The following is a 13309-nucleotide window of genomic DNA, read 5'->3' on the forward strand; positions in this document are numbered from 1 at the left end:
AATTTGAATGAGAGAAGCAGTTATTGTAGCAGGTGCTAGAACCCCTGTAGGAAAAGCAAATAAAGGATCTTTACGTAACAGTCGTCCAGATGATTTAGCAGCATTAACAATTAAAGAGACGCTAAAGCGTGCTGGCGGATACGATGGAAATATTGATGACGTTATTATTGGTTGTGCAATTCCAGAAGCCGAGCAAGGGATGAATATGGCTCGTAACATTGCTGGTCTAGCTGGACTAAAACATGATGTACCAGGAATTACAATTAATCGTTATTGTTCTTCCGGATTACAGAGTATCGCTTATGCATCTGAACGTATTATGCTTGGTGCAAGTGATACGATCATTGCTGGTGGTGCTGAATCTATGAGTCTAGTACCAATGCCAGGTCACGTCATTAAACCGAACCCTACACTAGTAGCAGATGCACCAGGTTATTACATGGGGATGGGGCATACAGCAGAAGAAGTAGCAAATCGTTTCGGTATCTCTCGAGAAGACCAAGATGCGTTCGCCGTGCAAAGTCATGAGAGAGCGGCCCTTGCAATTGCAGAAGGTAGATTCGTAGATGAAATCGTTCCAGTAGAAATTACAGAACGCTTTATTGGGAAAAACAACAAAGTGGAAGAAAAATCCTTCCTTTTTGATACCGATGAGGGTGTAAGAGCAGGAACAACCATAGATATACTTGCAAAACTACGTCCAGCATTCCATGTAAAAGGTTCTGTTACAGCTGGTAACTCATCCCAAATGAGTGATGGTGCTGCTTCAGTTCTAGTAATGGATCGAGAAAAGGCCGAATCAGAAGGACTTAAACCATTAGTAAAATTCCGTTCCTTTGCAGTGGCTGGGGTTGAGCCCGAAATAATGGGCGTTGGACCAGTAAAAGCCATTCCAAAAGCATTAGAAATTGCTGGATTAACTCTATCTGACATCGGACTATTCGAACTAAACGAAGCATTTGCATCCCAATCCGTTCGCGTTATCCAGGCCCTAGACTTAGATACAAATATCGTAAACGTAAACGGTGGAGCAATCGCGCTAGGCCACCCACTAGGGATGACCGGAACAAAACTAACTCTAAGCCTAGCCTACGAAATGAAACGTCGTAATACCCAATTCGGAGTCGTAACCATGTGCATCGGCGGTGGAATGGGAGCGGCCGGAGTATTCGAACTTCTGTAAGTAAGCTAGTAGTTTTATTAATCATTGAATGTTTATTAATAATAGTTGAAGTTTAGTAAAACTTGGTATTTACATTGAGTGGCCCGAATACACGGAGCCTCCTGCGGTAGGCTCACCAGCCGCCCGCGGCAAGGGGCAGAAGCGGAGTGTATTCGGGACGCGGTCATGGTAAGTAAGATTTTTTTAAAAAACAAACTTAAAAGAGAGGATGTTAACAAATGAGTGAAACAAAAGAAAAATTATTCAAAGGCGGATCCTTCTTAGTGGAAGACCTCACAGGTGAAGACATCATCACACCAGAAGACTTCACAGACGAACACAAAATGATTGCCAAAACAACAGAAGACTTCGTAGTAGGAGAAGTACTACCAGTAGCCGAAAAACTAGAAAACCATGAATTCGAACATTCTGTAGATCTATTGAAAAAAGCAGGAGAACTAGGACTACTAGGTGCAGACGTACCAGAAGAATACGGTGGGCTTGCACTAGATAAAATTAGCTCTTCTCTAATCACAGAAAAATTCGCACGTGCTGGAGGATTCTCCATCACTCACGGAGCCCATGTAGGAATTGGATCCCTTCCAATCGTATTCTTCGGAAATGAGGAACAAAAAGCAAAATATTTACCAAAACTAGCAACAGGTGAACTTATCGCAGCGTATGCCCTAACAGAGCCGGGTTCTGGTTCGGATGCATTAGGAGCAAAAACAACTGCAAGATTAAATGAAGCAGGAACTCACTATATCTTAAATGGAGAAAAACAGTGGATTACGAACTCTGCATTTGCAGATGTATTTGTAGTTTATGCAAAAATCGATGGAGAGCATTTCTCAGCATTTATAGTTGAACGCGACTTCCCTGGAGTTTCAACTGGGCCGGAAGAAAAGAAAATGGGAATCAAATCGTCTTCTACTCGTACTTTAATTCTAGAAGATGCAAATGTTCCAGTAGAAAACCTGCTTGGTGAAAAAGGTCGCGGACATATTATTGCATTTAACATATTAAACGTAGGTCGATATAAGCTTGCCATTGGTGGTGTAGGAGGGGCAAAACGAGCTCTTGAAGTTGCTACACAGTATGTAAACCAGCGTAAACAATTCAATACACCAATTTCAAAATTCTCACTAACCCAAGAAAAGATTGCAACAATTGCATCTAAAATTTATGCAAACGAAAGTGCTGTTTATCGTACAGTAGGATTATTCGAACAACGCATGGGTTCATTAACTGATGAACAATTGAAGGATGGTCGGGAGATTGCTCGTGCAATTGCTGAATACCAGATTGAGTGCTCTATGAATAAATATATGGCTACTGAATTACTTGATCATGCTGCTGATGAAGCAGTACAAATGCATGGTGGATATGGCTTTATGCAAGAGTATGAAGTGGAACGTATTTATCGTGACTCTCGTATTAACCGTATCTTTGAAGGTACGAACGAAATTAACCGTCTACTAGTTCCAGGTACATTGTTGAAGAAGGCAATGAAAGGTGACCTACCTTTATTCCAAAAAGCTATGAGTCTTCAAGAAGAACTAATGATGATGATGCCAGAAGAACCAGGTACAGAGCCTCTTGAACAAGAAAAGTACCTATTAAGAAATGCTAAGAAAATTGTATTACTTGGGGCTGGCTTAGCAGCTCAAAAATACATGCAAAAGATTGAAAAAGAACAAGAAATACTGGTAAACCTTGCTGACATGGTTGCAGAAGTTTACAACATGGAAAGTGCAATTCTACGTACTGAAAAAGCAATTAGTGCAACTGGTGCAGAGAAGAACAAGCAGAAGCTTCTTTATACACAAGTTTATGTACAAGAAGCATTCAACCGTATTGAAGCGGACGCGAAAGAAACACTTATCGCTGTTGAAGAAGGCGATACATTACGGATGATGCTATCATCACTACGTAAGTTAACTCGTCACACTCCTACAAATGTAATCGCGAAAAAGCGTGAAATTGCAGCTGGTGTTATTGAAACAGAAAAGTATACAGTTTAATAAACTAACCGTAAAGGGAGGTTGGATCAATAGTCCAACCTTCTTTATTAGATTATTATCATTTAAGTGATTCAGCCATTGCCTTTAACATAGTGCTTCAAGCTTGTTCTGATTGCTCTATTTATGAAATCCACTCAGGATGAAGCTCATGAGCTAATGTTTGCTCACATCCATTTTCCAATAGGACAATGTCAATTATGACATGGTCAAATTCAGGTGCAACCTCGGTATCCCACAAGTAAATAATAGGTGGTTTGAAGGGGCTTAACGCTATAAATTCTCCTCGATGTTCAACTTTATTTGCTTCCCGAATATCTACAAAAGAATAACCCTTCCAACCCTTGTATCCATTTTAGCACGCATTATATTACTATTTGAAAACATCCATTCCATAACTTTTTCAGGATTAATCCATGCATCATAAAACACTTTTTATAGAATTATTAAATTGATAGGTAACTATTGATTTTCCTGTTTGATTGTTACTATTAGTCAGCTCCTACTCTTTATCATATTCTGAAAAAGCTTATGAAAAATGAGCCAGAAAACAAATCCGGATAACACACCAACTGTATTTAATAGTAAATCGTCTACATCAAAGCTTCTAGAGACCACACCATTTATGGATAAGATTAACTGCATCGTCTCAATAAATAGTGTACTACAAAAGCCGATAAAAAGTATTTTCATAAAAGTTATCTTTGTTAACAAAAGAGGTGCGAAAATACCAATGGGCATAAATACTACTACATTACCAAGTAAGTTGATTATTTGAAGGGTAACATTTCCATGATAGTTTAAGTATAGGTCAATCGTTTGAAAAGGAATTAGATTTATAGATATTGTATTTGAGGGTGCGGAAGCGGTGGGGAATAACGTTAGATAAAGTAGACTTTCCGCATAAGTGATTAATACAATAAAAGTTATCTCTCTACTTACTCTTATGTCTAAATTTTTGTTTTTTATATATAATATTCTTATTGGTACATAGCAAACTAGTGTAATAAAAATTATAAAGATAGGAATGTCATTAATATACTTCATATTTTCTCCTCTATATTAGATATAATAATAGTATAAAAGACTTTTTATATATTCAGCAAGAGGAGAATAACAAAGGGTAACAATTCATTCGTTATTTCGACATATTGTTACACCACTCTTATCATTCCATACAAAACATGGTAAAATAGCTTTGAAAAGGAGGGGTTACATTGGAGCTAACATTTTACTGGTATCCCAACTGCGGGACATGCAAAAATGCGAAGAAATGGTTCGATGAGCATAACATTAATTATAAGAGCATACATATTGTGGAAGAAACACCTTCAAAGGAAGAGCTACTAACACTAATCGAAAAAAGTGGGCTACCTGCAAAAAAATTCTTTAATACAAGTGGAAAAAAGTATCGTGAATTTAATATTAAGGAAAAGATTTCAAATGCATCAACGGAAGAAATGGCGGAAATTTTAGCCTCTGACGGTATGTTGATTAAGCGACCAATTGTTTCAGATGGTGAACGTGTAACAGTGGGTTTTAAGGAAGAAGAATTTCAAACGAAATGGTCGAAATAATAAGTAGTAAAACTAGCGAAAAAACAGGTTAGCTAGTATAGTGAAGATATAATCAATTTTTCGGAGGGATATTTAATGAGCTTGCCAAACGGTCTATTATATTCAAAAGAGCATGAATGGGTAAAAAAAGAAGGAAACACTGTTCGTATCGGTATTACAGATTTTGCACAAGATGAACTAGGTGATATCGTATTTGTTGAGCTTCCAGAGGTTGGAGATGAAATCTCTGTTGATGAGCCTTTTGGAAGTGTAGAATCTGTTAAAACAGTGTCTGAATTATATGCACCAATTAGTGGGAAAGTTGTCGAAGTTAATTCGGATCTAGAGGATAGTCCTGAGCTTGTTAATGAGTCTCCTTATGAAAACGCATGGATGATTGTTGTTGAACTTAGCAATGAATCTGAATTAGATGAGCTATTATCACCAGAAGCATATAAAGAACTAATTGAGCAAGACTAATTCTATATTGCATCTTACACTGACTTTTTTCCTGGTCTTAAGGAAGAGAGTCAGTTTTAATTTCAAAGATGTCTATCTTCAGATGCACTAAATGGCGCCTTGCACGCTTTTCTAGTAGAGGGGGATCTATCATGAATTCACATCAATTTGACCGATTTATTATAGTTGAAGGACTATCAGATAAAAGGCAGCTTGAGAAAGTAATTGAGGATCAAGTTACGATTATTTGTACGAATGGAACCTTTGATATAGAGCATTTTGATGAAATGCTAGAAACCTATCGATTAGATGAAAGAGATGTATATATTTTTGTTGATGAAGATAAATCAGGGTTGAAGCTTAGAAAGCAACTGTCACTAGAATTACCACATGCAGAGCATATTTATGTTAGTAGTGAATACCGCGAGGTTGCGGCAACCCCAGAACGAGTATTGGCTATGCTTCTACTTGGTAAGCATATTGCAGTCAATCCACATTATTTAGTTTAGCTTACAAGTAGGTGATTTTTTTGAAGGAATTTATTCAGGAAACTCTAGATGAGAAAGACATTTTACTATATATTTATACGCCATTTTGTGGAACCTGCCATCTGGCAAGGACAATGTTGGAAAAGATAGAAAGTGTACATCAAGCGGATATTTTTTATGAAATGAATGCATCGTTGTTTCCTGAATTTATGCAGGAAAACAAAATAGAAAGTGTGCCATGTCTATTAATTAAGAAAGATAATCAAATTCATGAAAGAATTTATGCATTTCATTCTATCCCAAATATTTATAGTTATCTAATAGAATATCAACCCGACTTATTTAAAGAAAAAAATTAAAAAAATTCTTTTATAGTGTTGACACAATTTTACTCTGGTGCTATAGTTAGTTTTATCGAAAATTAAATAAAAGATTAATCTCTTATCCAGAGCGGTGGAGGGAAAGGCCCTATGAAACCGCGGCAACCTTCAAACATTCGTGTTTGAAAAAGGTGCTAAGTCCTACAAAGCAATTGCTTTGAAAGATGAGAGAACGTGAAGATCTAATATATATTTATTACGTCTTTCTGTTCTCTTACAGAAAGGCGTTTTTTGTTTGTAAATAATTAACTAGTTTTCAAAAAGTTTAGCGAATGTGGGTTTGCGATTAGTACATCATAGAAATAGGAGGGATGTTCTGGTGATAACCATTGAGGGACTGACGAAAAAATTCCGTTTAAATCATAAACAAGTTACTGCAGTTGATGATTTAAACTTAACCATACAAGATGGCGAAATTTTTGGGGTAATTGGCTACAGTGGTGCAGGAAAAAGTACGCTAATTAGACTAATAAACCGATTGGAAGAACCAACGTCAGGTAAAATAACGATCGGTGACCAGGAAATAACCGCATTAAATAAAAATAAGCTTCGAATTGCTAGGCAAAATATAGGAATGATATTTCAGCATTTTAACTTGCTTTGGTCAAGAACGGTGAGTGAAAATATAGCTTTTCCGTTAGAAATTGCTGGAGTACCTATAGAGGAAAGGGAACAAAGAGTAAATGAATTGATTGAACTTGTCGGACTTTCTGGTAGAGAAAATGCTTATCCATCTCAATTGAGTGGAGGGCAAAAACAGCGTGTTGGTATAGCAAGAGCATTAGCAAATAACCCAAAAGTATTACTTTGTGATGAGGCAACATCTGCTTTAGATCCCGAGACTACAAATTCTATATTGGATTTATTAGTAGATATCAATGAAAGACTTGGGTTAACCATTATACTTATTACTCATGAAATGCACGTTATCCGGAAGATTTGTAATCGAGTTGCGGTTATGGAAAATGGTAATATTGTAGAGCAGGGCGATGTTATTGATGTTTTCTTAAAACCAAAACAACCTGTTACAAAGAAATTTGTAGAACAAGTAATGGGAAATCAAGACGGGGATTTGGACCAACTTATAGAGGATTATCCTAGTGGAGAACTTGTTCGATTACATTTTGTCGGTGAAACTACAAATCAAGCATTAATAAGTAAAATATCCAGAGAATATAAGATTGAAGTTAATATTCTTCAAGGTAAAATTACCCAAACTAAGCTTGGTGCTTATGGAACACTAGTGGTGCAAATTATTGGAGAACAAAATGAGGTAAATAATACGATTCAATTTATAAAAGAGAAAACCTCAGTGGAAGTGGAGGTTTTAGCTAATGCTTAAGGAGTTATTTCCTAATGTAGTGATAGAAGATTTATTAGTAGCAACTGGTGAAACATTTTATATGACGTTACTTGCAATGGTAGGAACTGTTATTTTCGGTGTATTACTAGGACTTTTACTTTATTTAACTTCTAATGGCGGCCTTTGGGAAAATAAGGGATTGAATATACTCGTAGCCACCATTGTTAATATTTTCAGAGCAATTCCCTTTATCATATTAATTCTACTATTGATTCCATTTACAACTTTCTTAATGGGTACATTTAGAGGCTCAAATGCCGCACTCCCAGCATTAATTATAGGTGCAGCACCGTTTTATGCAAGGTTAGTAGAAATAGGATTACGTGAAGTGGATAAGGGAGTAATCGAAGCTGCACAATCAATGGGAGCAAAAGCCAAAACAATTATATTTAAAGTATTATTGCCTGAATCGATGCCAGCACTTGTTTCAGGAGCAACAGTTACGGCAATCGCCCTAATAGGATCGACGGCAGTGGCAGGAGTTATTGGTGCTGGTGGACTAGGTGACTTTGCCTATTATCACGGATTTGTAAGACGTGATTTCGATGTTGTATTTGTTTGTACTGTATTAATCATTATTATTGTTTTCATTTTCCAATTCCTTGGTGACTTGATTACTAAGAAATTGGATAAAAGATAAAAGAACTTAAACATAAGGGAGATTAAAAAATGAAGAAATTATTATTTGTACTATCCATTTTACTTATTGGATTATTAGCTGCTTGTGGAAATGATGAGGTTATTAAAATTGGAGCGACTAGTACACCACATGCTGAAGTTTTAGAGAAGGCTAAACCTATTCTAGAAGAGGAAGGAATAAAGATTGAAATTGAAGAGTATTCCGATTACTTCTTACCTAACTTGGATTTAGATGAAGGAGCAATTGATGCTAATTATTTCCAACATATTCCTTTTTTTGAAGGTGAAACAACAGACCCAGACAAAGCCTATGATATCGTTAACTTAGGCGGAGTTCATATTGAACCAATTGCGATATATTCAAAAGAAATTTCAAGTGTTGACGAGATTCCAGAAGGCACAGAGGTAATTATTAGTCGTAATGACGCAGACCATCTTCGTGTACTTAAGTTATTTGAAGCAGAAGGATTGATTAAAATTGCAGATGATATTGAGGATCCACTAAAGCTAACACAAGAGGATATTATAGAAAATCCGTTAAACCTACAATTCTTATTTGGGGAAGTTAACCCGGAATTTTTAATTGAGGCGTATAACAATGAGGAAGATACACTTGTTGCAATTAATACAAACTATGCAATCGAAGGTGGATTAAAGCCACTGGAAAATGGTTTAATTGTTGAAGGTGAAGAATCTGATTATGTAAATATTGTTGCTGCACGTGCAGAAGATAAAGATAATGAGGACTTAAAGAAAATTGTTGAAGTTCTTCAATCAGAGGAAATCCAAAATTTCATTATCGAGAAATATGATGGAGCAGTAGTGCCTGTTGGTAGAAATAACTAATTTTAAAGGCAGTAAATCCTATTTAGGGTTTACTGTTTTTTTTATTTCCTAGTAAATTATAGGATATGCGAGTAAAAGGGGAAATGTCTATGGATAAATCAATTATTTAAATTGTAGTGGATGATATGTGGAAAGATACTAAAATTAGCGACTAAATCAGACTTGGTGTCCACCTTACCTCCATGCTAACATTGAAATTGTCATTACAACGAAAGGATGATTCACTATTAATAGTGAGATAAAGATGAACTATACCTCGGAAATGGAAAAAGCCATGCAATCATCACACCATATGGGGTATGCTGATTATTGTCGTAAACTGGAGAACCGAATGAAGGTTGAAAGGAGACGGCAAGAAGATTACAATAAATGTAAACATATTGTAGCTGAAATCGATAGTAATATTTACAGATGATAGATTTAACACTGAGGATTTCCCTAAGGGAATCCTCAGTTATTTTTTTATTGTAAAACCCAGAAGAGACCGTGTTTATTCCTATAAAATAGGGACATCGATTCTCGACCCAAATAAGTTGATAATCAATTCGAAATGCTATAAGATTGTAATGAGAATAAATTGAGAATGGATATCAATATTTTACATATCCAAATATCATAACAATATATGGAGGTATCAATATGGCAGGATCTGTATTAGAAATTAAAAATCTTCATGTTTCGATTGAAGGTAAAGAAATATTAAAAGGTGTAAATTTAACAGTTAAGGGTGGAGAATTCCATGCTATCATGGGACCAAACGGTACTGGTAAATCTACATTAGCATCCGCTATCATGGGGCATCCTAAGTATGAAGTTACAGAAGGAAGCATTCTTTTAGATGGAGAAGATGTACTAGAAATGGAAGTAGATGAGCGTGCACGTGCAGGTCTATTTCTAGCGATGCAATATCCAAGTGAGATTAGTGGTGTTACAACTTCAGATTTCCTACGTTCAGCTATTAATGCTCGTCGTGAGGAAGGCGATGAAATTCCATTAATGAAATTTATCAAAGGGTTAGACCAAGACCTAGACTTTTTAGAGATTGATCAAAGCATGGCAACAAGATATTTAAACGAAGGATTTTCAGGTGGAGAAAAGAAACGTAATGAAATCCTTCAGTTAATGCAAATTAAGCCTGATATTGCAATTCTAGATGAAATCGATTCTGGTCTAGATATTGACGCATTAAAAGTTGTATCAAAAGGTATCAATAAAATGCGAAGTGAAGATTTCGGTTGCTTAATCATTACACACTATCAACGTCTATTAAATTATATTACTCCAGACTATGTGCACGTAATGATGCAAGGTCGTGTTGTTAAATCTGGTGGTCCTGAATTAGCTCAACGTCTTGAAGCAGAAGGATATGACTGGATTAAAGAGGAGTTAGGTATCGAAGACGTAACAGTAGGACAAAACGCTTAATAGTTAGGAGGGGTAATATGACTGTGGACACAAAGCTACCTTATGATAGAAGCTATATTGAACAGTTCTCGAGCCAACATAAAGAACCAACATGGATGAAAGAGTTACGTGTTAGTGCTTTAGAACAAGCTGAAACATTAGAATTACCAAAACCAGATAAAACAAAAATAGGTAAATGGAATTTTACGCAATTTAAGCATGTAGCTACAGGAGAAACCATTTCTTCATTATCTGAGTTACCTACTGAAATACAAGATTTCTTTGATGCTAATAGCTTACCAGAGAATCTTGTTATCCAACGTAACCAAACTGTGGCATTTGCAAAATTGAGCCAAGAATTAGCAGATAAAGGTGTTATTTTTACAGATATCTTTACAGCTTTAAAAGATCATGAAGAATTAGTTAAACGCTACTATATGAAAGATGCTGTTTCAGTTGATGAACACAAATTAACGGCACTTCATGCAGCATTAATGAATGGTGGAGTATTCGTATATGTTCCAAAGAACGTTCAAATTGAAGAACCAATTCAAGCTGTTTTCTGGCAAGAAGATCCAGAAGTAGCACTTGTGAATCATGTATTAGTTGTGGCTGAAGAAAATAGTAGTTTAACTTATGTAGAAAACTATATTTCTAATAATAAAGATGAAGCGACGGTTGCTAACATCGTAACAGAAGTTATCGCTCAAGATAATGCGAAGATTTCATTTGGTGCGGTTGATAACTTTGCAGCTGGTACAACTACCTATGTGAATCGCCGTGGTGTAGGCTATCGTAATGCTACTATCGACTGGGCATTAGGTCAAATGAATGATGGAAATACGGTTTCGGAAAACGTTACACATTTAGTTGGTGACGGTGGAGTTTCTAACGCTAATGCGGTTACGGTTGGACGTGGAAAGCAAACACAAAACTTTACAGCAAAGATTGTTCAATTCGGTAAAAATACAGATGGACAAATTTTACAACGTGGTGTTATGAAAGAAAGTGCAACTTCTATCTTTAATGCTGTTGGTAAAATTGAACATGGTGCATCTGGTGCAAATAGTGAACAAACATCTCGTGTGCTCATGTTAAGTGAAAAAGCTCGTGGGGACGCAAATCCAATTCTTTTAATCGAAGAAGACGATGTAACGGCAGGTCACGCGGCTTCTGTTGGTCGTGTAGATCCTATGCAACTTTACTACTTAATGAGTCGTGGTATTACGAAAGAAGAAGCAGAACGTTTAATCATTCACGGATTCCTTGATCCTGTAGTAAGACAATTACCAATTGATGCTGTTAAGAAACAGTTGAAGCAAGTAATTGAAAGGAAAGTTGACTAATGGATGTTAAAGCCATTAGGCAAATGTTTCCGATTCTAGATCAGGAAGTGAATGGGCACAAGTTAGTATATCTTGATTCTTCTGCAACTTCACAAAAGCCTATTTCGGTTATTGAAGCTGTTGAAAACTATTATCGATTCGATAATGCTAACGTTCACCGTGGCGTTCATACACTAGGTTCACGTGCAACTGATCAATATGAGGGAGCACGTGAAAAAGTTCGACGATTCATAAATGCAAGAAGTACAGGAGAAGTTATTTTTAACCGTGGTACAACGACTGGGATAAATTCAGTTGCTTTAAGTTATGCTCATGCTAACTTACAACCAGGAGATGAAATTCTCATAACACCAATGGAACATCATAGTAATATCATCCCTTGGCAGCAAACTGCAAAAGCTACAGGTGCAACATTAAATTATGTTCCATTACAAGATGACGGTACAGTAGCTTTAGAAGATTATCAAAAGCTTGTAACGGATAAAACGAAGATTGTTGCAATAGCACATGTTTCCAATGTATTGGGTACAATAAACCCAATTAAAGAAATTGCTAAAATTGCACATAGCAAAGGAGCAATCCTTGTAGTCGATGGTGCACAAGGTGTTCCGCATATGAAAGTCGATGTACAAGATTTAGATTGTGATTTCTATGCTTTTTCTGGACATAAGATGTTGGCACCAACAGGAATAGGTGTCCTTTATGGCAAAAGAGAGCTACTTGAAAACATGGAACCAGTAGAATTTGGCGGCGAAATGATTGACTTCGTTTCCCTACAAGATTCTACTTGGAAAGAGCTACCATGGAAGTTTGAAGGTGGTACGCCAATTATTGCAGGTGCAATTGGTCTCGCAGCTGCAATTGACTTTCTAGAAGATGTCGGAATGGATAATATCCTAGATCATGAGCAAAAGTTAGCCGATTATGTGATGGAGCGACTGCGTACTGTTGAAGATATTAAAGTCTATGGACCAGAACACCGAGCTGCTCTTGTGACATTTAATCTTGGAGATGTTCATCCACATGACGTCGCGACTGCATTAGATTCCTACGGTATTGCTGTTCGAGCTGGTCATCACTGTGCACAACCATTAATGAAATGGTTAAATGTTACAGCAACAGCAAGAGCAAGTTTCTACCTATATAATACGGAAGACGATGTTGAAAAATTCGTTGATGGACTCTTGAAAACGAAGGAGTTTTTCGGTCATGTCTTTTAACAACTTGGAATCACTTTACAGACAGGTCATTATGGACCATTATAAAAACCCTCGTAATCGAGGTGTTCTGGAAGGTGACGCACTGACAGTGGATATGAATAATCCCACATGTGGTGATCGTATCCAACTTCAATTACAAGTTGAAGATGGTGTTGTAAAGGATGCCAAATTCGAGGGTGAAGGCTGTTCTATAAGTATGTCATCTGCATCCATGATGACACAAGCTATAAAAGGTAATACTGTCACAGATGCACTAAAGATGTCAAAGCTCTTTTCTGAGATGATGCTTGGGGAGGACATTGAATCTGATATTGAATTGGGAGATGCTGAGGCACTAAGTGGTGTTTCACAATTTCCGGCACGTATTAAATGTGCAACCCTTGCATGGAAAGCGATGGAAAAGGGAGTTAATGATAAGTAACAAT

The 13309-nt window shown here is 36.6% G+C and carries 15 protein-coding genes and 1 riboswitch; of the genes, 14 read left to right on the forward strand and 1 reads right to left on the reverse strand.

Going from position 1 to position 13309, the window contains the following annotated elements; all coding sequences use genetic code 11:
- Window positions 1-7: 7 nt before the first annotated feature.
- Window positions 8-1183 carry an acetyl-CoA C-acetyltransferase gene (locus TY11_RS03575; protein ID WP_042142923.1) on the forward strand — a complete coding sequence of 392 codons (1176 nt, stop codon included), beginning with the start codon at window positions 8-10 and terminating at the stop codon, window positions 1181-1183.
- Window positions 1184-1401: 218 nt separating this feature from the next.
- Window positions 1402-3186, forward strand: coding sequence for an acyl-CoA dehydrogenase FadE (locus TY11_RS03580; RefSeq protein ID WP_042142925.1), 1785 nt, complete (start codon window positions 1402-1404; stop codon window positions 3184-3186).
- A 492-nt stretch (window positions 3187-3678) separates the two neighbouring features.
- Here TY11_RS03580 and TY11_RS03585 read toward each other — a convergent pair whose 3' ends face one another.
- On the reverse strand, window positions 3679-4230 hold the full coding sequence (locus TY11_RS03585; RefSeq protein WP_042142927.1) for a VanZ family protein: 552 nt from the start codon (window positions 4228-4230) through the stop codon (window positions 3679-3681).
- A 170-nt stretch (window positions 4231-4400) separates the two neighbouring features.
- On the opposite strand from TY11_RS03585, the gene TY11_RS03590 reads away from it, so the two are divergent.
- The 12 genes from TY11_RS03590 to sufU all read left to right on the forward strand — a co-directional run bounded on the left by TY11_RS03590 (window position 4401) and on the right by sufU (window position 13305).
- Window positions 4401-4760, forward strand: a complete 360-nt coding sequence (locus TY11_RS03590; RefSeq protein ID WP_042142929.1) for an arsenate reductase family protein — start codon at window positions 4401-4403, stop codon at window positions 4758-4760.
- A gap of 75 nt (window positions 4761-4835) precedes the next feature.
- Window positions 4836-5219 (forward strand): glycine cleavage system protein GcvH, encoded by a 384-nt coding sequence (gene gcvH / locus TY11_RS03595; protein ID WP_042142931.1) that lies wholly within the window; start codon window positions 4836-4838, stop codon window positions 5217-5219.
- A 131-nt stretch (window positions 5220-5350) separates the two neighbouring features.
- A complete protein-coding gene (locus tag TY11_RS03600) occupies window positions 5351-5707 on the forward strand; it encodes a toprim domain-containing protein (protein ID WP_042142933.1) in 357 nt (118 codons plus the stop codon).
- A gap of 20 nt (window positions 5708-5727) precedes the next feature.
- Window positions 5728-6045 (forward strand): thioredoxin family protein, encoded by a 318-nt coding sequence (locus TY11_RS03605; RefSeq protein ID WP_042142935.1) that lies wholly within the window; start codon window positions 5728-5730, stop codon window positions 6043-6045.
- 79 nt (window positions 6046-6124) lie between these two features.
- Window positions 6125-6237: riboswitch (SAM riboswitch) on the forward strand.
- A gap of 148 nt (window positions 6238-6385) precedes the next feature.
- Complete coding sequence (locus TY11_RS03610; protein WP_042142937.1) at window positions 6386-7408, forward strand: methionine ABC transporter ATP-binding protein; 1023 nt, start codon at window positions 6386-6388, stop codon at window positions 7406-7408.
- A complete protein-coding gene (locus TY11_RS03615; protein ID WP_042142939.1) occupies window positions 7401-8069 on the forward strand; it encodes a methionine ABC transporter permease in 669 nt (222 codons plus the stop codon). The genes TY11_RS03610 and TY11_RS03615 overlap by 8 nt, the downstream gene beginning before the upstream one ends.
- 29 nt (window positions 8070-8098) lie before the next feature.
- Window positions 8099-8914: a MetQ/NlpA family ABC transporter substrate-binding protein gene (locus TY11_RS03620; protein WP_042142940.1), complete on the forward strand. Its 816-nt coding sequence runs from the start codon at window positions 8099-8101 to the stop codon at window positions 8912-8914.
- 274 nt (window positions 8915-9188) lie between these two features.
- Complete coding sequence (locus TY11_RS21165; RefSeq protein WP_491630651.1) at window positions 9189-9329, forward strand: YuzK family famiily protein; 141 nt, start codon at window positions 9189-9191, stop codon at window positions 9327-9329.
- Between the two features lie 224 nt (window positions 9330-9553).
- On the forward strand, window positions 9554-10339 hold the full coding sequence (sufC, locus tag TY11_RS03625; RefSeq protein ID WP_042142942.1) for a Fe-S cluster assembly ATPase SufC: 786 nt from the start codon (window positions 9554-9556) through the stop codon (window positions 10337-10339).
- A 17-nt stretch (window positions 10340-10356) separates the two neighbouring features.
- A complete protein-coding gene (sufD, locus tag TY11_RS03630; RefSeq protein ID WP_042142943.1) occupies window positions 10357-11664 on the forward strand; it encodes a Fe-S cluster assembly protein SufD in 1308 nt (435 codons plus the stop codon).
- Window positions 11664-12884 (forward strand): cysteine desulfurase, encoded by a 1221-nt coding sequence (locus TY11_RS03635; RefSeq protein ID WP_042142945.1) that lies wholly within the window; start codon window positions 11664-11666, stop codon window positions 12882-12884. The genes sufD and TY11_RS03635 overlap by 1 nt, the downstream gene beginning before the upstream one ends.
- A complete protein-coding gene (sufU, locus tag TY11_RS03640) occupies window positions 12874-13305 on the forward strand; it encodes a Fe-S cluster assembly sulfur transfer protein SufU (RefSeq protein WP_042142946.1) in 432 nt (143 codons plus the stop codon). Before TY11_RS03635 ends, sufU begins: the two co-directional genes overlap by 11 nt.
- The last annotated feature ends 4 nt before the right edge of the window (window positions 13306-13309 follow it).

Source organism: Paucisalibacillus algeriensis (assembly GCF_000577245.1).
Taxonomy (GTDB): Bacteria; Bacillota; Bacilli; order Bacillales; family Amphibacillaceae; genus Ornithinibacillus.